Consider the following 23,276-nt stretch of genomic DNA (forward strand, 5'->3'; position numbering starts at 1 on the left):
ATACTTTGTAAATAATTAGGATAAGATGAGTATGGCTCTAGCCATTTACCTTCATTAAATAAGTAGTTTTTAAGTATTAGTTTTCCTTCAGTATGTATTAAAAGGACAAATTGTGCACTTTTATCCTTTCTTTAATTTTATTTTTCTATCCTCACCGTAGATGTAATCGTACAATTTACTAAAGTGTACTTTCATCGTCTCTTTGGCTAATTTTGGATCTTGATTTAAGATAGCCATGTATATGTCTTCGTGCTTTTTTACTTCTGACAAGGCTACATCACCTTTACAGACAGGGTCTTTAGCATAAGCAACTATAATCTCAGGCGTTATTAGTAGCATGAGTGTGTTCATAGTACTGTTTTTGCTTGCAGCAGCTACTGCTAAATGAAAAAGCAAATCTTCCTCTAGACAATCTTCACCAGCAATCATCTTTATTTTATAGGCATTCAAAGCAGACTTGATTCTTTCTAAATCCTCATCTGTTCTTCTGATGGCCGCTAATTTTACCGTTTTTAGTTCAAGTAAAATACGTGTCTCTACCAGTGATTTAAAATCTTGTTCTTCTAAACTTAAAATATCATCGATCATACCATTCATGGCAATTTGACCGATATTTGAAATAAAAGTTCCGCTTTGCGGCTTGGAATTTAGTATTCCATAAAACTCCAGCTTTTGGATTGCTTCACGAACACTACTCCTGCTGACTTCAAATTTCTCAGATAGTACTCTCTCTGCCGGTAGCTTGTCATATGGTTCGAGATTTTTATAGTTAATGAGATCACGAATTTTTGAAATGATACTATTTTGTATTTCTCTATTTTCGTGCTTAGTCAGGATTTCTAATTTCATAGGGGACAGTATGTTAAAAATTGGTTAACCAGATTGGTTTGTTAAAAATAATTAAAACAAATGTACTATAAAAGTATTTTTTGCTTTAAAGAATTTGGTTTCTACAGGGTCTGGAGATTTTAAAAATTTTACCGACTCGTGGTGAGCGAGCCGGCAAAATTACTCTCAATCTAACTCAAAACAACATTCTTCGTATTCTTTGTTTCCCTTTACGGGTGTCTATTATAATTAATCTTTTTACTTAACATATCACCTTGATTATTAATCAAGGAAATGAGATATTAGTATCCAGGGTTTTGTGTTAAGTTTGGATTTATAATTATCTCAGAAGCGGGGATTGGTAATAAATAATCACGACTTGGGTCAAATGACTTTGGTCCTGGTCCAACTCCAGATTCGGTAGACACTTCTGATTCTAATCCGTTAGCACCAAATACTTCATTTCCTAGTTTTCTTCTAGTAATGTCGTACCACCTTTTCATTTCATATGCAAACTCTAATCTACGTTCTTCTAAGATTCTTGTTCTAAAATCAGCTTGAGATAACCCTGAGAAATCAGCAGGCACAGCGCTGGGAGGTATCGTTACTTCGGCACCATTAGCCCATGATAAACCGCCAGCTCTAGATCTTGCCATAACTCTATTTACCCATGCCTCAGCATCAGCAGCAATTCCTAATTCATTTGCGGCTTCAGCCCCAATCATTAAAACCTCTGCATAACGCATCATCATGTAATTGGAGTGTGATGTTCTACCATTACCATCCTGCTGAGGTAATTTGCTGGCCATACGAGTGTATTTTCCAACATGTGGGCGATTAACTGCTCTACCATCTGCATCTGTGAAATTTGTGTAAGGTACGACGGCGCCTCCTTGAACAGCCGTGGCATCAAAAGTAACAGCCCTTCTGTAATCTTGATCGTCCCAAGTGGTAAACACTTTAAGAGCAGGAACTTCTACAGACCATCCGCCTCCCATGTCATATTGATCATCAGATCTTATACCTGTAAACGCCACTTGATAATCTCTACCTTGGTCACCATCAGAAACACCAGTAAAATCTAATATAAATATGGGTTCTAAAGACTCATCATTTTTAATGGCGTCAAATAAATTTTGAAAATTAGGTTCCAAAGCTAAGTTGTATGTGCCTTCATTATTAATGATGTCTTTTGCTTCATCATAAGATTTTTGCCAATCTTCCATAGTTAAATAAACCAAAGCTAAATACGCACTTGCTGCTGATTTGGCAGGTATAGCTCGGGATGCCTGTGTATTAGGTAACCATTGTTTGGCAAACTCTAAATCTTCAATAATACTTGCATATATATCTGCAGCTGGCGTTCTAGGAGCAACGGCTGCTTCTGATAGTATTGTTGTTTCGTCTAAATAAGGAATATCTCCGAACTGTCTAACTAGATGGAAATAAGCAAATGCTCTTGCAAAACGTGCTCTTGCTAAAACTTCATTAACCACGGCTTCATCTTCTTCAGTCAGTGCATTTCCAGCAGCAATAGCTTCATTGGCCGCGCCAATTATTTGATAAACTTTAGGCCAGTACACGTTTGAGCCACCTGCAATCAATGCATTATCTGCCTGTACAGTGAAATTGTCATGGTCTATTCTTTCTTGGGCACCAGTTCTACCTATAGCCATCATATCACTGCGGAACATAAGAGCTTGAGTCATTTCTCTAGACATAAAGTTCCTGTGAAGCATATGTGCATAAGAACCAGCTACAAAACCTTCTACTTGCTCTAAGCTTAAAGAACTAAAGTAACTTTCAGGAGATAATTCAGTAATCGGGTCCTCTTCTAAATCCGAGCATCCTACTATTGATAATCCTATCAATAAGAATAAATATTTATATGTTTTCATTACGTATATTTTTTTTAAGTTATTCACTAGAACTTTAAGTTTAGGCTGAAATTAATAGACCTAACAGTTGGGTAATTTCCAAAATCGTGTCCCTGAACTACATTAGAAGATCCAGTATCACCACCTCCACTACCAAAATAGCTTACTTCAGGGTCCAAACCGGAATATTTAGTAAATGTCAATAAATTCTGTGCGCTTACGGATATTCTAAGATTATCTAAGCCTAGGTTTTCAACTAAATCAGAAGGGAAAGTGTAACCTAAAGCTATGTTTTTTAATCTTATATAGCTACCGTCTTCTACAAAACGAGAGGAGATTTCTCTATCTCTAATCTTTGAAGAAGGTATATTGGAACCGGTATTAGTTGGTGTCCAAGCATTAAATACATCAGTTATTGAATTTGAATCTCCGTTGAATAATTGCACATTCGTAAGATTTAAGATCTCTCCGCCCTGAGAACCTTGAAAGAATATGTTTAAATCTAAGTTCTTGTAGCTGAAATTATTTGTAAATCCAAAAGTGAAATCAGGGTTAGGGTCTCCCATTATTTGTTGGTCACCCGTATCAATCTCACCATTGCCATCTAAATCTGCAAATAATGGATCCCCTGCCTCAGAAAATGAACCCTTTAGTGCTGTACCTGCTGGTAAAGCACCACCTTGGTAAACACCTTCGTACTCTAATCCCCAGAAAAGACCAATAGCTTCACCTTCTCTTAAGATATAAGTGTCTTTACCAGAAAAATACCCCGGTGCAGCACTATCAATGATGTCTCCGTTATTTAGAGTTATCACCTCATTTTTATTGGTAGATAAATTGAAATCTGTGGTCCAACTAAAATTGTCGTTACTAATATTTCTTGTGCTTAAAGAAATTTCAAATCCTTTGTTATTAATCTCTCCTACGTTAGAAAAAACTTCTAAATCTACAGCACCACTATATGCAGGTGATGTTGCGGTTTCTAATAATAAATCTTTAGTATCTATGTTGTAGTAATCTAATGAAAGCGAAATTGCATTATTAAATAAACCTAAATCCAAACCTATGTTGGTTTGATAAGACGATTCCCATTTTAAATCAGGGTTCGCTTCCTGTGCTACCGAAACAGAAGCATCTGTTTCTATAGCAGTTGCAGGTGTAACAGCTAACTGAGCTAATGATTGATAAGGTGAAATAGCCTGATTACCAGTAACACCATAACTAGCTCTTAATTTTAAATTGGATATAGTTTCGCTATCTTTTAAAAAGTTTTCATTTGATACTTTCCAACCAATTGCTCCCGAAGGAAAAATAGCATACTTTTCATTCTCCGCAAAGTTAGATGCTCCATCTCTTCTTACTGTAGCCGTAATTAAATATTTGTCATCATAATCGTAGTTCAGTCTTCCAAATTGAGATTGAATTTCAGATTCTGAAAAAGATGAAGTAACTCTACGTGTTTGAACTTCACCAGCTGCTAAATTATAAAATAAGAAATCATCAGAAAGAAGTTCTTGTGTAAGTGCAGAAAATCTAATAGTATTGGTTTTTTGATAGGAATACCCTCCTAATAAGGTTAAATCGCCTTTCCCTAATTCAGCCTTATAAGTTAAGTAATTCTCACTTAAAAGATTTGTCGTTCTTGCATTTGCTAGGCTTGCAAATCCAGTGGAAAGTTGAAACGTTTGTGGTTTGAACTGTCCTACTGTTTCATTTTTGGTACTATAACCAAAAGTAGATCTAAAATTTAAGTTATCTAAGATATCATAGCTAGCATATAAATTTGTTCTATAATTATCAGTTTTAGTTTCATTGGTTAATTCGTTAGCGATCGCGTATGGATTTTCAACACCATCTCCCACAGAATTCTGTGTAAAATTGCCATTTTCATCATATATACCTCTGTCTGGAGTAAATCTGAAAGCCAGTGAAATTACATCATCACCACCGCCATTAGCTGTTTCACCTGTTGATTGCGTAAGAACCCCGTTTTTAGTTCCTCTGCTACCGAAAAGATTCATTCCTAATTTTAACTTATCAGTTACCTGTGCATCAATATTAGATAAGAATGTCAATTTTTCAAAATCAGAATTAACTATAATACCATCTTGTTTAAAGTAGTTTGCAGAAGCATAAAAGTTGATTTTTTCACTTCCACCTGAAAAAGAAAATTGGTGGTTAGCAGTACTTCCTGTAGTGTAAATTACATCTTGCCAGTCAGTATCTTCAGTTCCTTGAGAATAGGTAGGATTAATTGTTTGCTGATAGGTAGCAAACTCATCAGCGTTTAATAAATCCAATCTGTTAGCTGTACTTTGTAAAGAGTAATTAGAATTTATTTCTACAGACAAAACACCGTTTCTACCTTTTTTAGTAGTTACCAATACAACGCCACCAGACCCTCTAGAACCATATATAGCGGTTGCAGAAGCATCTTTTAGAACCTCTAAAGATTGAATGTCACTTGGTTGTGGCATAGTTGCGCCAACAAAGCCATCTACAACAATGAGTGGTCCACTATTTGCACCAATAGAAGTGTTACCTCTTACTTTTATGGCTATGGGAGCTCCAGGCTCACCACCATTGTTAGACTGAACAACTACACCTGCTGCCCGTCCTTGAAGCGCTTGCTCTGCATTTGCTAATGGAAAAGCATTTAATTCTTCAGACTTAACCGAAGATACAGAACCTGTAATGTCACTCTTTTTTCGAGCACCATAACCTACTACGACAACCTCTTCGAGAAGACTTGCATCAGTAGCAAGAATAACATTAAGAGTTTCTTGACCATCCACAGTTACTATTTTTGTAGAAAAGCCTAAAGATGAAATTTCCAGTACATCACCATTTGTAACTTCAATAGAATAATTACCGTCAAAATCGGTAGATGTTCCTGTTGTTGTGTTTTGAATAATTACACTAGCCCCAGGAACAGGTACATTCGTATCATCAGATACGGTACCGGTCAGAGTGTAACCGTCTTGTGCAAATAGCGAGATATTGAAACACAATAACGCTATAAGTGTTAGTTGAGATTTAAATTTCATTTGTTTGATGTTAAGTTAGTAATGTTAATTAGTTTTAGGCCAAGCGCCTAAATGAGAGTCTTGTTTAATCTTCAATTCACTAGGTGCAGAACTCATTAATATTCCCGAATTATTGATAATCTAGCAATGAGCTTGCGTAGTAAAAAGTACATGTTCTACGTGATACTTTCCTTCATAAAGAAGTGATTTTAGTAAAAATTATGGGTTAGACCCATCCTTTTTTCATTTCAGTTCGTTACAGTTTCATAAAGTGTCTTCTTGATAAATATTAGTCAAAAATTATTAAATTCAATTGGTTTTCCATACTGGTTTACCAAATTGGTTTACCAAATATAACTTAATACTTTGTTAAACAAAAATTAATATCAAGAAATTTGGTAGTGTACATTATCTAGTTGACATTATAGAGAGCTGCTATATGCTAAATTGGCATTAGGCATTGTTGAGGTACAGCAAAAGAATATTATTCGCTTATTTCTGAATTGGTGCTAGTGAAAAGATATTTCGTTATGAGGTAGTTAGGGTGGGGTATGGGTTATTTTTTGCCTCTCCTACTATCCTTAATGTGGGGAGTTACTATTTTTCTATACCTAACTCCTTTTAGTACGGAGTGTATATTATAAACAGAGTTGGTTGTGCGCGGTTAGGATTAATTAAAGATTAAATTACTTTTCTAAAATTAACATAAATGGGTCTTCATTGAATTTTTTCCCGACTAGCTCTTTAGTAATTTCAGAACCTTTAACAAGTCCCGTTAAGGAAATCATTCTATAAAAATAAGCTGACATCCTGATATAAAATGTGATTATTATAATTGCTCTTATACCATAATAGATGTTATAGCGGGAATTTTTCTTTAGGTAATAAGCTCAATTTTTTTGTAAGTTGAATTGTAGGATGCGGACACCATTACTAACATTTTCCTACAAGTTATTTTTAAGCTAGCTATAATTAACGTTTTATAGCATTTATTTTCAGCTAGCTGATTTAAGAATGACTCACTTTAGGTTTAATTCTGCACTTTTAAAAGTGCATATACGGAAAAGTGTTCTTTCTTTTAGAAATATTCTACTAGTGCTATAACACCATTGTATGAAATAACACAAGAGAAAAATAAAGCAGCGAATAATCCTATATTTAGTGGAAGCTTGGCTTTATAATCTTTCATAAGCTTAGCATTATTGATGAGTAGAATAATTCCGAGTATCACTAACGGAAGCACAAAGACATTAAAAACCTGAGAAACAATTTGCATTTCTATTGGGTTAGCACCAAAAACAGGAACTATTAAAGCGAACAAACAAGCTATGCCTGTTATCACTTTAAACTGTTTCGAAGTGGTATCCAATTCCCCAGATTGATAATCCGAAAGTAAAATAGGGGCAATTAATAAACATGGGAAAATAGAAGAAAGTCCTGCACTCAGTGTTCCGAAAAAGAAGAGTGTGAGGGCAAATTTACCCGCTACAGGTTCTAGGGTGTTTACCATATCCAATACTTTGGTTACAGGTTGTCCTTCATGGAACAAAGCTCCACAAGCCACAGCCATTACCGAAGCACTAATAATGAAAACAAGAGAAGCCGCTATAATTGAATCTTTCTTTTGTTGTTTTAAGTTCTTTATGGTCCATCCTTTTCCTTTTACAAAAAGAGGACGAGAAAGAAATGTGGCGGCTGCCATGGTAGTTCCAACAAATGCCGCTACCATCATGCTACCGCCCTGTACTTTTGGAACAGAAGGTATAAGGCCTTGCGCAATTTCTATTGGCAAAGGAAAAACCATAAACAGGGAAATAAAGAAAGAAAGCCCCATGATGGTTACGAAAATCACAAGTATTTTTTCAAAGAAAATATATTTTCCAATGAGTAGAAAACGATACATAATAGTAATTACCACAATGGCAATTGTAAGGACCAATTCATATTGGTAATCAACTAAAGAAGGAAAATATATAACAAAAATCTCAAAAATGATATTAGCCGAAATTCCTAGAATACCCATTAGTGAGTTCCATTGGCCAAATGATACACCCAAAATTATGAGAATGGCAATGGGTTTGCCCCATTTAATGTGTTTTTTAAAGGCGTATAGCGCTGTTTCGCCAGTCACCAAAGCGTAATTACCATAGGCATACATAAGCATGCCAGAAAAGATACAACTCAAGACCAATACCCATAATAATTGCATACCATACGTACTACCGGCAACAATCATAGAGGTTACACTACCGGTACCAATGGTATAACCAATAGCAAAAATTCCTGGGCCAAAAGCAAGAACCAAGGCAAGAATTTTTTTAATGAACGATGTTTTAGCAACTGGGTTTTCCATTGTTTAATTTTTTGATAAGATGATTGGCGTATGATTTGGCAGCTCCACTCCAGAGTTGTTTTAATTTTTAATCAATTTATTAGTATAGTATCTTGCGTTTCTGCTGCTCTTCAACCTTGATTTTGCCAGAATTTATTAAAGTATTGTTCAAGTGATGATTGTTTTTTTCTCCCCATAGCAGAGCAACAAGTTCTACAGGGTTATTTTTGAACGTGTTGTTTTTAATGGTCACATTGATAATACCTCTGGTTTTTATCAAAATACCGTTTTTTTCGTTTTTGCCACTATCCATGAAGGTGCTATTTGTGATAGATAAAGACCCTCCAATGGTTGATTCATCATAACCTCCCCGATAGAAATTAATAATATTATTTTGCACATTTTCAAATATACATTGGTCAACAGATACCATTTCGGCATTATAATCGCCTTTGTCCTCAGAGGCTAATTCAATCCCGTTTTGGCAATTTTTGATTATCGTTTTCTTAAAATTGATAGTGTCAGCAAAAGACCCTTTATAAGCTCTTAGAACGTAACCAAAATCCTCGATCACACAATTCTCAACATACAAGTTATAAGCCGAAGCCATATTTATCTTTAAAGGAGCAAAGGCATACTTGCTTTGTTCACCTTTTAGTATGAGACTTTCTAACCTGATGGTTCCTTTAGGCTTCATTTCAAAAGCTACAGAATCTTTCATTCCTGTGAATACCAGTTCTGCTCTATTTTTAGAATCTTTAGAACGAAGCGTAATTTCCTTGTCTATTTTAAGTGAAGAGGGGAGGGTATAAAATGCATCGCTCAACTCAATGATATCTCCTGAAGACGCTTCGCTAATTTTTTCGGCAAGCTGGCCAACCTCAGATGAAGCGGTCAATATTTTTGGTTCAATATTTATTTTTTCGGTTGAAAACCACTTTGGTCCGTATTTCTTCTTGTCAATTTTAAATTTTTCAGCTGTTGCGGTTTGGTTAATTGCACCAATACTATTCTTTTCCGTTCTTGATGCTCCAAAAATATCGTGGTTAATTTTAGCAAAATCGTAGCCAGTATAAACATCCTCCATAATTTTGTTTTCGGAATCAGCCGGAGCATATAGCACTCGTTAATCTTATTCATTTTAATAGCTCCATCTTGTAGAACATCATATTCAGAATAATCTTCACCAGCATTATCTATGATGTTATTTTTAAATAGAATTCCTTCCATGGTACTATGGTTTATTACTGGAGTTTCATCTATTTCCGTATTATAAATGATATTATTGGCTACAATAGTTCGTGTCGGTGGCGCCGAACGAATTTCACTTGGAGGGAGTACATCGGCACTTTCAAGATTCTGACCAACCCCAATTTGCCATGGAGATTTACAATCTATCCAAGTATTATAGGCCACAACAACATCACTAACTTGTAAGTACCGGTTTAAAGGTGTCATTGGAATACCATTCATAATAGCAAGCGGACTTCTGAATTGCTCTCCTTTAATTTTGTAGAAATAATTATTTGTAATCCAGTGCCCGGTGTTCACTATTCTGATTCCTCCAAAAAAGTTAGATTCATCTCCACCAATAAAAATGTTTCCATCTACAGTGGCGTAGCTCCCATGTCTTAATACTAAAGAACCTTCGCACTTATAGAAAATATTATTCTTGAATGTATTAAAATTTGTTTTGTCGGAGATAATCTCAACTTCGCCATTACAGGCTTCAAAATAATTATCAGATACGTTCGTAAAACTAGGGGAGACTCTTGTTTTACTATCTCCAATTCGTATGGTTTCGGCTCTAGGGCCTCCCTTTCTAGGACGTGGACCAAAGTAGTTATTTACGATTTGGTGGTGATTATTAATATGCTCATTACCGGTAAAAAAGACTCTTACCGTTTCGCCGTCGTTAGATTTTCCTGAGAGATAAGAATGATCTAGCTGGTTATGTTTCCCGTAAAATTCAACCCAGCGATCGTTTGTTAACCTATTTGGTTTTGTAAAATCTTCAATAACAGTATTGGTAACCCTACAGTTAAAGGCAATACTATCCTCGCTTATCATATAGCGAATAATAGAACTTTTGGGTGAATACCCGTTTCTGAAGTATAGTCCGTCAACTATTAAATTTTCGCCTCCCAGATGAAGATAGGACTCTCCCTCAATAAAAACTTTACCTGGAGTTTCTGCTCGTAAGTTGATGGGTTGTTCTTTTGTGCCTTTCCCAAAAAATATGATTGGAACATCTTTCCAAACTCCATTTGCCATTACAATATTATCTCCTTGGCATAGCTTTGTTGAGTGCTCCTTGCAAATCCGGGATGTCTTTTACATAGACGTTTTGGAGATTTGAATTTTCTCCACAAGAAAAGAGTAGAAGAGTAATACCTAGTATTAATAATTTGACTTTCATTATTTAATTTTCATTCGCTCTAGACCATGAGTAAGATAGTGAGTGTCTCTAGGTATCTGCCATCATATTAGGCAAATAATTTGAAGTATTTATGGAACCTTATTTTCTTTTTAACTTAATATCTCGGTCCTTTCCGTAGATGTAATCGTATAGTTTGCTAAAGTGTGCTTTCATCTTTTCTTTAGCTAATTTTGGGTCTTGGTTTAAGATGGCCGAATAAATGTCTTCGTGCTTTTTAATTTCAGATAAGGCAACGTCTCCTTCACAGACACGGTCTTTATCATAAGCAACGATAATCTCAGGAGTAATAAGTAACATGAGTGTGTTTATGGTGCTATTCTTACTCGCAGAAGCTACGGCTAAGTGAAATAGCAAATCTTCTTCTAGGCAATCCTCACCAGAGAGCATCTTCTTATTGTACGCATCCAAAGCAAACTTAATGCGTTCTAAATCTTCATCAGTTCTTCTGATGGCCGCTAATTTTACTGTTTTAAGTTCAAGTAGAATCCGGGTCTCTACCAAAGAAACAAAGTCTTGTTCTTCTAAACTTGTAATATCATCGATCATGCCGTTCATGGCAATCTGACCAATGTTAGAAATGAAAGTTCCGCTTTGCGGTTTGGAATTTAAAATCCCATAAAATTCAAGTTTCTGAATGGCTTCGCGTACGCTGGTTCTGCTGACATCAAATTTTTCGGATAGTACTCTCTCTGCAGGTAATTTGTCACCCGGCTCAAGATTTTTGTAGTTGATGAGGTCACGAATTTTTGAGATAATCCCATTTTGGATTTCCCTATTTTCTTGTTTTGTTAGTATTTCTAACTTCATATCGCGTGTGCAGTTCAAAAAAATTATTAGGTCGAATAGAATTATATAGAATAAACTATCCGAGTTTGGCTTTTGAAGAGTTTTTGGTGTTTTTGAAATTTTACCGACCCGTGGTGAGCAGGCCGGAAAAATTACTCTCAACTAACTCAAAACAACTCAATTTCTATTATATAACCTGTATTATGAAACTATCTAGTGTGTAGATTTTAGATTATAAACCGACCTTCATATATATTATTGAAAATAGGATGCAACTCTAAATTAATTTTATGAGAAGCCCAATAATTTAGTGCCGATATTATCAGATGCCTTGTCCTGGATCATTCTTATATTTAGAGACTATTTTTTAAAATCTTTACTTCTGACTTGTAATTGTTAGTTTTAAGCAGGTTTTGCTGTAGCGCCTTTAATTGAAACCAAAGTAGCTTTCTTAACAATTTTCTACCTGAACTGCCAAGTTATTTTTGTCTTGGCAGTTTCCAGTAAAAACAAAATCTAATAAGGTTGCTTACAAGTCACAACTAAATGTATAAAATATACTTTTAGTAACCTTCATTTTGGGTAATCACACCATCGCTCGCAAGTATTTCTGAACTTGGAATTGGAAACACATAATAATTACTACTGATTGTTTGTTCCATCTCGGCATCTACGGTACCTGTTCGCACCAAATCAAACCATCTATGTCCCTCAAGGGCCAACTCTACTCTTCTTTCATCCAGAATCGCTTGTTTAACTTCAGCTTGTGAGCTAACTACAGCGTCATCTAGAACAGTTAATCCCGCTCTAGTACGTATAGGGTCTAGTAGATCAAGGACTTCTGTGGCAGAAGTACCATTTTCATTCAAAGCTTCAGCATACATTAGGATAACATCAGATAGTCTCAGTTCAATAAAATCCTGATCATATTGGTCAGCAGTGTATTTGACGCCTCTCTTAAGTTCTGAATCAATAGTTAATGCTTTTCTCAAATCTTCACTTCCACCAGCCGCACTACTGGCATCAAAAGCTGAGATTAAGCTCAACGTTATATTATCTTGGTCAGCCTTTGTGTCTTTACCTTGAAACCATCCTGCAAACGCTGTACCTGTGCTTGAGTTTGGAATAGAACTTGACATTTTGGTGGCAAAAAGAATTTCTGAACTCTCATCGATTATCACGTTAGCAAAATCGGCTTCTAGAGTAACTTCTGCAGCTTCGGCTTCATTGATAACAGTTCCAAGCTCTATTGCCGCTTGAGCGAAATCACCTCTGAACATATACGCTTTTCCGAGTAAACCTTGGGCTGCAATTTTGGACGCGCGCCCAGTTGCTAATCCAGAATTATCTAAACCTGCTATTGCCGCTTGAAAATCTGGAATGATTACATTGTTATATATTTCGGTAGCTGGTTGTCTTGTAAGATCAACATCAGGAATTACTGATACATCCGGCTGTGGAACTAAAATTACAGGAACATCACCAAAAACCATCACTAATTTAGAGTAAGATAAAGCTCTTAAAAATTTAGCCTCAGCTACCTCAGTAGGGCTTTCTGATTTGTCAATGACAGTATTCGCACTTAAGATAGACTTGTATAAATCTCTGTAAAACGGGCGAAAATATATTTCTGAAATCGCTAGCCCTCCCAAATCTGAATTATAAGTGTGAAAATCAGGATATGGTGGCTCATCATCAAATTCAAATGTTAAATTATCCGCCCTAAATTCACCCATCACTGCTTGTGGTGTTACGGCACCGGTATGGTAATAATATGCTGCGTTTAAAACACCAGCATAATCTTCTAAATTATTTGCTTCAAGATCTACAAGAGGCACTTGATCTAACTCATTATCACACGATGTCATTAACACCATGGAAATTGCTGCTATATATATGGTTTTCATTTTTATCATTATTTCTTAATTAAAAATTAACATTAAGGCCAAGTGTGAAACTTCTTACAATTGGGCTAGCGCCTTCTTGGTATCCATAAGTTGTTGGGCCTGCATAACCAGAATTTTCAATTTCTACACCTTCTGGGTTAAATGAGGTGTAACTATCAGCCATGAAGTATAATAAATTAGTAGCTGCAACATACACTCTTAAGGAGCTAAGACCTATTCTGTCCGTCAAACCTGAATCTAATGTGTAACCTAAAGTTAGATTTCTCAATGCTACATATGAGGCATCTTGAATCATTGAACCATGCGCATCTCTGGTTTGTTCATAATGTAGACCATTATTGTCAGCAAGACCATCATTATTTGCATCAAAACTAGGACCTGTAGCATTACGAAATTGAGATTGCCAATAGATTGGGTCAAGATTGTAAACTTCTGCTCCTTGAGATCCTTGGAATTGGAATGAAAAATCAAAATCTTTATAGGTCATGTTACTTGAAAGCCCCCAAAAGAAATCTGGTGTAGCCGATCCTAACTTCACATAATCACCTTCATAGGTAATTTCGCCATCTCCATTTTGGTCAACTACGTAGTACAAACCACTTTGATAACCTACATTTCTTGATGGATCTTCCATATATATTGATTCAACTTGGCCTGCAGTTTCAAAACCCCACATTTCACCAATTTCTCCACCAACATAATTTCTAAATTCAGCTCCTCTGCCACTTGGTCCACCATAAACTTGTCTAGGTAGTTCATCTAAATTACCTAAGCTTGTAATTTCTGATTCAACTGTTGATAAGTTGGCACTAACATTCCATGAAAAATTTTCATTAGATATTGCTTTTATATCTAATTCCAGCTCTAAACCTGAACTAGTTACATCACCACGATTAACTGCGATAGAAGGTATACCTAAAACTTCAGAAACACTCTGGTTAATTAACATATCTTGAACGTCAGACGTATAATAATCTGCACTAAACCTGATACGGTTATTTATAAAACCTAAATCAATACCATAGTTAGTTTCTGTATTGGTTTGCCAAGTTAAATCAGCGTTTGCAACATCTTCAGGAACTAGAAATCCATTTCCGAAGGCTGTTGGTGTATTGCCCAAAATACTCAATGATTGGTAAGAGTTTAAGAAACCAGCAGTACCTAATGACCCAGTACTAAATCTTAGTTTTAAAAGGCTTAATTTTTCATTGCCTGCTAAAAAAGATTCATTACTTACATTCCATCCTAAAGAAAGTGCAGGGAATACCGCGTATTTTTCATTAGCTCCAAAACGTGAATCGCCATCTCTTCTAACTGATGCCGAAAGTAGATAACGATTATCATAGGCATATGCAATTCTTCCAAAAATACCTCTTCTTGACTGATTAGCATCTACGAAGTTTGTAATTACATCTTCTGGTGCTAAAAAGGAATAATTAAGAGGCGAGCCAGATGGTACATTTGTGGCATTTGATGACATTCCTCTGAAGTAGGTATTTACAAATTCCATACCAACCAATGCATTTAAATCATGCTTATCAGCAATCACTTTTGCATAGTTTAAAGTAGTTGTACTTAATACAGTAGATTTTTTTATATTAGATATATCCAATGCAGTTCGATTGGAACGTTGTTGACCATCTGTTAGTATACCATTATAGGTGTAAGTTTCGGTGTCTTGAATATCCGCTCCAAAAACAGTTTTTAAATTTAACCCGTCTAGGATTTTATAGTCTAAATAGGAACTTGCATTTGCAAAATACGTTTTTACGTATCGTCTTGATTCATTGAATTTTGATCCTACGCCTGCATCACCTGTGCCTCCAATACCGTTTTGATTTCTGCCATAATGCCAATCGTTAACTGCATCGCCAGGTTGTAAATCATAAATACTCTGAGCATCCAGATTAAGACTTTTATCACCTCTATAATTACTGTCAAACGAACCGCTAAGTTGATTTATTGGATTACCACGCTCTACGCTTGCATCGTACACTGATTGTCTAGTTTGATCCAACTGTTGAACAAAATCAATAGATTCTTGTGTGTGATAAACTGGACTAATACTATAAGCTCTTAAAAGGTCTCTCATCTCCCATGGCACTATATCTTGAGTACCCATAAATCCGTTCATGCTTAACCCGGCCTTTAACTTTTTACCCAAGTTAGCATCTACGTTCATACGTCCGTTATATCTTTCATAACCTTGACCTCTAACAATACCGTCAGTATTAAGGTAACCTAGAGAAGCAAAGGCTCTTAAATTTTCAGATCCTCCGCTTACGCTTACGTCATGGCTTGTAGAACTACCGTTCTTGAAAAGCCAATCTTCCATGCTAACTACGTCAGGCGCATTTGCGTATGCATCTAGTCTATATTGTAATAAAGCTGGATCTGTTTGAGAAAGATCATAATCGCCGGATTGTAGATCATTAGCCCATTCTCCAGCTGTCTTAAGCATGTCAATGTCTTTAACATATTTACTAGAGGTACTTGTATAGGTATTGTAGCTAACATTAACTTTACCCGATTTACCCTTTTTAGTAGTTACTAAAATAACTCCATTTGCACCTAAAGAACCATAAATAGCAGCTGAAGCAGCATCTTTTAAAACTTCCAAACTTTCAATATCATTTGGGTTAACAGTAGCTAAATTACCTGAAATAGGATATCCGTCTACAACAATTAGGGGATCCGAATCGCCGGAAACAGATGAAGCTGCTCTAATTTGGATTTTTGGGGCTGCACCGGGCTCACCACTTTGATTTTGTATTCTTACACCGGGTAACTTACCTGCAAGTGCATCATCTACACGAGCAACTTGCACGGCAGCAACTTCGGCACCGCCTACCTTTGATACTGATCCGGTAAGATGTGATTTTTTGACAGTACCGTATCCAACTACGACAACTTCATCAAGTAATGCAGCATCTTCAGCCATTACTATATTAATGGTCTCTTGGTCTCCTACGGTTATGTTTTGAGTCACATAACCAATGTATGAAAATTGAAGAACGTCGCCACTATTAGCATTTATAGTGTAAAGTCCGTCAAAATCTGTTGCAGTACCTGTTGTGGTACCGGAAATAACGACATTTACGCCAGGAATTGGTACGTTAGCATCATCTACAATCGTACCCGATATAGTAGACGCGTCTTGAGCAAATATTGCGGCGTTTATAAACAGCGCAAGTATTAGTGCTAATTTGTTTTTAAAATTCATTTGTGTTAAAGTTAAGTTAGTAATGTTCATCGGTTTAAGGCCCGACGCCTAAATGGAACTGTGCGAGAATACCATTTAATCATCAACTTACTATAGCACGTAACTCATTAACGTTTTTGAATTTTGTATTTTTGTAATGAGCGTGTATAGTAAAATGTACGTGTTCGTTGTGTTACTTCCCTTCAGAATGAAGTAATTTTAGTTAAAAAGGATGGGTGTGCGCCCGTCCTTTTTTTATTTAAGTACTTTATATTTTCATCAAATATTTCTTAAATTAATATTAGCTAGTAATTCTCTTTTTCAATTGGTTACCCATACTGGTTTACCAAATTGGTTTACCAAATATAACTTAATACTTTGTTAAAAAAAAATAATATTAATAAAATTGGTATTGATTATTGCGCTTATAATATTTTGGAGAGACTCAATTTGCTAAAATGATAATTGTAGATTACCGAAGTTTAAGAGATAGCTGTTTTGGTTTTAATAACTACGCTGTCCCTGTATTATATTGGGGTTTTGAGAAGTTGGTCATATTATTGTCTTGATGATTTCTTTTGTTTCTTCTCTGCAGAGTGAGCATACATTAGCTACTTTTTATACGCTTAGTGGGTTGAGAATGAATTGTTAAAGTAATTGTGGTTACATCGTATTTTATTAGCAAAAAAGAAATTGTTTTGTTATTATCTCAGAAAGAAATGGAGCTATCGGCAAGGCTATTAAAATTAGAATTCAATTAAATTTTTAGTCATAAAGCCTTTTCAGAAAACACTAAAATACCATTAAAAACACTTTCATTTTTTTTCTGACAAAATCCATCAGTTTCATATGGTGCTATACAAAATTAAACACCGCTTTTTGGCATTTTATTACGTCGAAAATTATCATTTTAAATTCCCCGTATTCAAATTGGTAGATTTTTAGTCAAGGTTTTTCAGACGTAGTTTTAATAACAAAAAAGAGTAGAATTCTAATAGTTTTATGTACGCTTTTTATAGATATAATCCGCTCTCCATTGCTAATCGCGGGAAAATAGATAAAGCATTGGCTGTCAACCTAAAAAAATAACGAAACATATACATTTTAAAGGTAAATTTTCTAGTTTTTACCTCTCTAATTATTTGAAATAAATTATATTGCTTAGGTAATTATTTTTATAAACTAAAAGCAAAAAATGAAACGATTTAGTGAAAAGTACATCACCACAAAAGACATGGAATGGGAAAATCTTGGTGGAGGAGTATCAAGAAAATTCTTAGGTTACGATAATCAAATTATGATGGTAAGAGTGAAATTTGACAATGGTGCATTAGGTGCTCCACATCAACATTTTCACACACAAGCTACCTACTGTGTTTCAGGTAAATTTGAATTTGAAATTGATGGAGTAAAACAAATTGTTGAAGCAGGAGATGGTGTGTATATTGAGCCTAACTTATTGCATAGTGCAGTTTGCTTAGAAGAAGGAGAGCTAATTGATACATTTAGCCCAGTAAGAGAAGATTTCTTAACTGGCGAAGGCCCATCTTATTTTGGTGATAAAAAGTAAGTATAAAAAAACTTCTCTTAGCTTATAACGGGAGGTTAAAAATAGTTTTCTCAATTATATTGCTTTGTTATATAATACTCAGAGAAAAAACTAATAAAATTCTATAATTTGGTTTTCATATCCTGAATTGGGAAAAAATGAAAATCAAATTATAGAATGAATTGAAAGGAATAAATTTTTATTTCAAAAGCGCTGATAAATATAGGTTTTGGGGTTCAAGCCAAAGATTAATCTATTTATAAAGCCTTCCTAAACTCTGGGCAATTTTACTTTTTGGTGATTGTAATAAATTGGTAAGGACCCTTCCAGCGGTATTCTTTATCTTTTATTTTCAAAACATGTTCCTTGTCTGCATTTTTATCTTCATTGGCCAAGACCAATAACAACTGATTGCCATTAGACTTGGTTTCAACAACTACCGCAGTATATTCTTTACTATCTACCATGAGTTCTATATTGGAAATAACACTATTCGAGTTTACTGAAAACTCAGAAACCGGACTGTAATGCCCATGTGATTCCATGACAGAAACGAATGTTGTGTTTTGTGTATTTTTTCTACGAATGACAAGACCGGCATCTCTTCTTAAGTTAAATTCCGGATCGTTAGCGCCAATGCGTACAAATTGTAATTCGTCATCTTTTAGGCTAGCAGTGGTTAATGTATAGAAATGCCCATTTTCTAACCAGCTTAATTTTGAGTTTTCTTCTTTAGGTTGCCCTGTGCCTTCTGCCCAAAGATGTTGATAGCCGTTTTCAGAACCTAACGTCTCTAAACTTTTAGGTGTAGAGAAATCAAAATTGGTTTTCATAACCTGACCTTTAAAGTAGAAGGGAAGGTCATATTGATTTTCAGTAGTTGATACTACTTTTAGGATATCTAGTAAAAAAGGTTTTTCAAAACCATCGGCTTTAATTAGCGCCATGGTTCGTTGCATTTCCGTTCCAGGATATGCATTCTTTTCTTTAGCACTTACAACTTGCACTTCTGGATTGGAAGTGTCAAAAAAGTATAGCTCTGAATGGTGTTTACTACCTACCTCATATTTTCCGCCAAAATGAGAGGTCTCATTTTGTACGAGTGTATTGTGGGCTATCGTTTGTTTGGCCCAAGTCTTATTTTCTTTTAAATAATTGCCACCACCTTTTTGCTCAATATTTACAAAACGGGCTAGTCCGTAGTCTTGTAATATCTCCGTGCCTTTTTCGTAAAGCGAAAATGACAGCTTATCATAATGTCCGTGGCTTAGACCTTGCGCGGCATATTTAAAAACCAAGGTCATATCTTCATTACCATACCTAAGTATACCAACACCGCCTTCGTCGCCCTTGGTGCCATCAGTTAGGTTGATTGATTTTTTCTGAAAAGGTTCAGCCTTGCCATCTCTAATACCTATGGCAACGGCAAGACCTGAATCATCCAATAAAACTTTACCTTGCTCTTCTGCAATACTCAATAATTGTGGATTATGTCCTCCATAATGATATGCAATATCAAGAGCAGTGACTACGTCAGGTGATTTGTACGACATTCCTTTCTGAGCATCGTTCAGAGGGAAAAAATCCCCGTCCGCATCAGAAAGATTTACGAGTATGTTTACTGACTTTAGCAACACACTATCCTTATGTTCAAAAATCTTTTGCTCAGGCTTCACATTGTGCAATGCCTCGGCAAAAATTAAGAAAGGATACATGGCATATCTTTGGTAGTAAGGTCCTTCGGGTATAATAACCATCAGGAGAAAATGGCTCATCTATATTGGCTAAAAAACCAACCTCTTGGCCTTCTGTTTTTATAAACCCACCATCATTATCTTTAGCTCCAACAGGTAATCCGTCGTCTTCTATCCCGTATAATGCCCTTTGGATTAATTCATCATCATTCATTACCAACCCAATCATACCAACGGCAGCATTACCCCATGTACTATGGTTGTGAACGCGATTGTAGAATTGAGGGTTTTCTATGGATATAAAATCTGCAAAAGGTCTGAAAAGATTTTTTTCAAGTTGCTTGCGTTCCTTCTTAGATAGGTAGTCATAAACACAGTCATAAGCCTGACTTACATAAACCAACCAATTGGAATCATTAAGACACTGCCAGAATAATTTACCTCTAGCGTATGAACGCGTTTGCGGGTGTACAGGCAAATCTTTGTACATGGCTTCGTACTGAAATAACATGTCTTTAATATATAGAGCATATTTTTCATCGTCTAAAATCTGATACAATACACCGGCTTTTTGAAGCGTCTGAAAATTAAGTTTGTGACGAGAGTGTGTATAACCACCAGAAAAATCTTTAGGTATTGGGGTTTCAATTCCCAATGCAATTTCAGCATCTACCTCGGCTTTTACTTTTGCTAAAGTAGCATCAAAAAGGGGAACATTACCTAATTCTGCTCTTATCTTTTGAACGCCTTCTTTGGTTAAAATTAAGCTGGGATGGTCTTGTGAATGTCCACTAAAGGAGATTAACAATACGCAGATAAAAATTTGTAATACTCTTATATGTTTGGTCATATTTGAATTGAGTTATGTAGTATGCCTAAATTATATTAGTTAGTGCTTATTACGTTGAAAGTAGAATAGGCATTTAAGTTGTAATCTGAATCACCAGTAAAATAGGGGCCGTTCTTGATGGTTTTTAACACGATAATTTTGGTCGCCGATCATCTCTGTTTTTTTGAAATACTCAGGGGTTTCTTCCTGTTTTTCAAAATTGGCTCACCGACGACCAAGTGCATGTTAATGGCTCTGCTATCTTTAAATATATTGTCTGTTGTGTCTATATGATATAATACCATAAAGTAAAATGGCAAACTATGATTTGAACGCTTTCCAATTCAATTGGTTAACCAAATTGGTTTACCAAAAATAGAAATATTTTTTAACTGAACAAATTATAGCAAGCCTATATGCTGAATTTAAGGGGTAAACGTGATAAAAAACACGTATCAACCATATTTTCTAGCTAAGTACTTTAAAATGGTGTCCACTATTTCTTGTTCCGGATGGGTAATATCTACAGTTAGTGCCCTTTTAGGAATTTCCAGTAGTTCAAAGTCCGACTCTAGTGAAGACTCGGTTTGGTTATTTGAATGTCCTTTATCTAGACGTTGGTTAACCTCGTCATAAGTACCGTTCATAAAAACCCAGTCAATATTTAAATCTAGATTTTTAGCAAGCTGTAAACGTTGCTCTTTCTTTAAAATAGAACAAGAAACCACACAGCCATCTTTAGCGAATTGCTCACTAATTAAACTTTCAATAGCAGGTAACCATTTGCTAGATTCCGTATTGGTATTTTCCTTATCGGCAATAAGCTGCTCATTGAATAATGCATCTGCATCAAAAAATGGGATGTCTAATTTTTTAGCTACCTTCTCACCAACAACACTTTTACCGGTTCCACAAACGCCCACTAAAACAACTATAAAATTATCTTTTCTACTCATCTGTTAAATAATTGGTTTACCAAATTGGTTTACCAAATATAGTTATATTTGACTATTAACAAAATATTAAGTGTTAAAACCATTTTTAAAACCATCACATTATGGCCCTTTACAAAGCTCAAGTCAGTCGCAGAAACTTTATAAAGAAAACTAGTTCCGCAGCTTTGGCGGTTCCCTTAATGCCACTTGGAGACCCTTTTGCTTTAACTACGCATCTTTTTAATGAGGAACCTCAAGTACATCTTTTTTCAAAACATTTACAATTTTTGGAATTTGATGATATGGCGAAAGCTGCCGCCGAAATCGGTTTTGATGGATTGGATTTAACTGTTAGGCCAAAAGGACATGTGCTGCCAGAAAATGTAGAGCGCGATTTACCAAAGGCTATGGAAGCCATGAAGAAATATGGTTTAAAGTCAAAAATGATGACAACCAATGTGCTGAATGCAAATGAAGATTTGGACAGGCAGGTTTTGGAAACAGCTAGTAAATTAGGTATTACACATTATAGAACCGGGTGGCTTACTTATCCGGAAGAACTGAGTATTGAGGAAAGTCAAGAAAAGTATCGTGAACTTTTTAAAGAACTGGAAACAGCCAATAAAGAATTGGGATTAATAGGCTGTTACCAAAATCATGCAGGTAATCATGTTGGCGCACCTATTTGGGATTTGCCTCCTATATTACCATCTCCGGATAGCAAACATTTGGGTAGCCAGTATGATATAAGGCATGCTGTAGTGGAATGCGGTATGAGTTGGGAATTAGACTTGCGCTATATCGCACCCTTCATAAGAAGTATTGTTATAAAGGATTTTAAATGGGGAATGGAAGAAGGTAAGTGGAAACCAATAAATACACCTCTAGGAGAGGGAATGATAGATTTTGGACGTTACTTTTCATTGCTAAAAAAATACAAAATTAACGTACCTATATCTCTACATTTAGAATATGACCTTGGCGGTGCCGAGCATGGCGCTACGGAAATTACCATGGATAAAGAAGATGTTTTTTCCAAAATGAAAAAAGATTTGACCTTCCTAAAAGATACTTGGAACAAAGCGGAATAATAAAAAATAACTGAAGCACAGTATGACAGTAAAAGTAGCAACCACAACAGAAAAACTAAGAAAGGTCAGTACGGCAACTATTGCCACTTGTCTATTTAAAAAAGGCCTAAAAAATCAATTTATACAGGATGTTAAGCCGTTAAAAACAGGCAAGCCCACCATGGTAGGTAAGGCCTATACGTTGCGTTATATTCCTGCTCGGGAAGATTTGAATCCTATAGAAGTGTTTAGAGATCCCAAGCATTTACAGCGTGTTGCTGTAGAAGAATGCCCAGAAGGGTACGTGATGGTTATAGATAGTAGAAAAGATGCCCGTGCAGCTTCTGCAGGGTCTATCTTGGCCACGCGTTTAATGGTGCGTGGGGTAGAGGGTATAGTCACTGATGGTGGGTTCCGTGATTCTGCTGAAATTGCCGATCTTAATTTTGCATCTTATCACAACAGACCTACGGCTCCTACCAATCTAACCCTGCATAAGGCTATTGCTATTAATGAGCCTATTGGTTGTGGTGATGTAGCCGTATTTCCAGGGGATTTTATTGTAGGTGATGATGATGGTATTATGGTCATACCAGCAGGAATTGCAGATGAGGTTGCCGATGAATGTACTACAATGACACTTTTTGAAGAGTATGTGATGGGCGAAGTTGAAAGTGGAACATCCATAGTAGGGCTTTATCCGCTAACAAATGAAGCATACAAAACTAGTTTTGAAGAATGGAAGGCTTTGAACGGTAAGGCGTAGTTTTAATTAAGACGAAGATTCTTGGATGGATAAAA

15 protein-coding genes are annotated in these 23,276 nt (G+C 35.7%); 3 read left to right on the forward strand and 12 right to left on the reverse strand.

Annotated features, from left to right (window positions below):
• Positions 1–120 precede the first annotated feature (120 nt).
• The 9 genes from Q5W13_RS13010 to Q5W13_RS13050 form a co-directional block, all read right to left on the reverse strand.
• On the reverse strand, positions 121–849 hold the full coding sequence (locus Q5W13_RS13010; protein ID WP_304443277.1) for a FadR/GntR family transcriptional regulator: 729 nt from the start codon (positions 847–849) through the stop codon (positions 121–123).
• Between the two features lie 281 nt (positions 850–1,130).
• A complete protein-coding gene (locus Q5W13_RS13015; RefSeq protein ID WP_155594589.1) occupies positions 1,131–2,726 on the reverse strand; it encodes a RagB/SusD family nutrient uptake outer membrane protein in 1,596 nt (531 codons plus the stop codon).
• Between the two features lie 26 nt (positions 2,727–2,752).
• Positions 2,753–5,752 (reverse strand): SusC/RagA family TonB-linked outer membrane protein, encoded by a 3,000-nt coding sequence (locus tag Q5W13_RS13020; protein ID WP_155594588.1) that lies wholly within the window; start codon positions 5,750–5,752, stop codon positions 2,753–2,755.
• Positions 5,753–6,809: 1,057 nt separating this feature from the next.
• Complete coding sequence (locus Q5W13_RS13025) at positions 6,810–8,084, reverse strand: NRAMP family divalent metal transporter (RefSeq protein WP_304443278.1); 1,275 nt, start codon at positions 8,082–8,084, stop codon at positions 6,810–6,812.
• 79 nt (positions 8,085–8,163) lie between these two features.
• On the reverse strand, positions 8,164–8,961 hold the full coding sequence (locus Q5W13_RS13030; RefSeq protein ID WP_304443279.1) for a DUF4957 domain-containing protein: 798 nt from the start codon (positions 8,959–8,961) through the stop codon (positions 8,164–8,166).
• Between the two features lie 17 nt (positions 8,962–8,978).
• Positions 8,979–10,337 carry a chondroitinase-B domain-containing protein gene (locus Q5W13_RS13035; RefSeq protein ID WP_304443280.1) on the reverse strand — a complete coding sequence of 453 codons (1,359 nt, stop codon included), beginning with the start codon at positions 10,335–10,337 and terminating at the stop codon, positions 8,979–8,981.
• 244 nt (positions 10,338–10,581) lie between these two features.
• Positions 10,582–11,310: a FadR/GntR family transcriptional regulator gene (locus tag Q5W13_RS13040; protein ID WP_214612345.1), complete on the reverse strand. Its 729-nt coding sequence runs from the start codon at positions 11,308–11,310 to the stop codon at positions 10,582–10,584.
• A gap of 542 nt (positions 11,311–11,852) precedes the next feature.
• Positions 11,853–13,166 carry a RagB/SusD family nutrient uptake outer membrane protein gene (locus tag Q5W13_RS13045; RefSeq protein ID WP_304443281.1) on the reverse strand — a complete coding sequence of 438 codons (1,314 nt, stop codon included), beginning with the start codon at positions 13,164–13,166 and terminating at the stop codon, positions 11,853–11,855.
• A 49-nt stretch (positions 13,167–13,215) separates the two neighbouring features.
• Positions 13,216–16,449, reverse strand: a complete 3,234-nt coding sequence (locus tag Q5W13_RS13050) for a SusC/RagA family TonB-linked outer membrane protein (protein WP_304443282.1) — start codon at positions 16,447–16,449, stop codon at positions 13,216–13,218.
• A 1,144-nt stretch (positions 16,450–17,593) separates the two neighbouring features.
• Here Q5W13_RS13050 and Q5W13_RS13055 point away from each other — a divergent pair.
• Complete coding sequence (locus Q5W13_RS13055) at positions 17,594–17,968, forward strand: cupin domain-containing protein (RefSeq protein WP_155594580.1); 375 nt, start codon at positions 17,594–17,596, stop codon at positions 17,966–17,968.
• Positions 17,969–18,234: 266 nt separating this feature from the next.
• Here the strand turns inward: Q5W13_RS13055 and Q5W13_RS25075 are convergent, their stop codons facing one another.
• From Q5W13_RS25075 to Q5W13_RS13065, 3 genes are all read right to left on the reverse strand, one after another.
• Positions 18,235–19,662 (reverse strand): heparinase II/III family protein, encoded by a 1,428-nt coding sequence (locus Q5W13_RS25075; RefSeq protein ID WP_368662247.1) that lies wholly within the window; start codon positions 19,660–19,662, stop codon positions 18,235–18,237.
• The gene (locus tag Q5W13_RS25080) at positions 19,613–20,491 is read right to left on the reverse strand and encodes an alginate lyase family protein (protein WP_368662248.1); all 879 of its coding nucleotides are present in this window, start codon (positions 20,489–20,491) and stop codon (positions 19,613–19,615) included. Before Q5W13_RS25080 ends, Q5W13_RS25075 begins: the two co-directional genes overlap by 50 nt.
• A 434-nt stretch (positions 20,492–20,925) precedes the next feature.
• On the reverse strand, positions 20,926–21,426 hold the full coding sequence (locus tag Q5W13_RS13065; protein ID WP_304443283.1) for a shikimate kinase: 501 nt from the start codon (positions 21,424–21,426) through the stop codon (positions 20,926–20,928).
• 101 nt (positions 21,427–21,527) lie between these two features.
• Between Q5W13_RS13065 and Q5W13_RS13070 the strand changes: the two genes are divergently transcribed.
• Both Q5W13_RS13070 and Q5W13_RS13075 read left to right on the forward strand, forming a co-directional pair.
• Positions 21,528–22,496, forward strand: a complete 969-nt coding sequence (locus Q5W13_RS13070; RefSeq protein ID WP_304443284.1) for a sugar phosphate isomerase/epimerase family protein — start codon at positions 21,528–21,530, stop codon at positions 22,494–22,496.
• A gap of 22 nt (positions 22,497–22,518) precedes the next feature.
• Positions 22,519–23,241 (forward strand): ribonuclease activity regulator RraA, encoded by a 723-nt coding sequence (locus tag Q5W13_RS13075; protein WP_304443285.1) that lies wholly within the window; start codon positions 22,519–22,521, stop codon positions 23,239–23,241.
• Positions 23,242–23,276 lie beyond the last annotated feature (35 nt).

It is taken from the genome of Zobellia laminariae, assembly GCF_030553095.1.
Classification (GTDB): domain Bacteria; phylum Bacteroidota; class Bacteroidia; order Flavobacteriales; family Flavobacteriaceae; genus Zobellia; species Zobellia laminariae.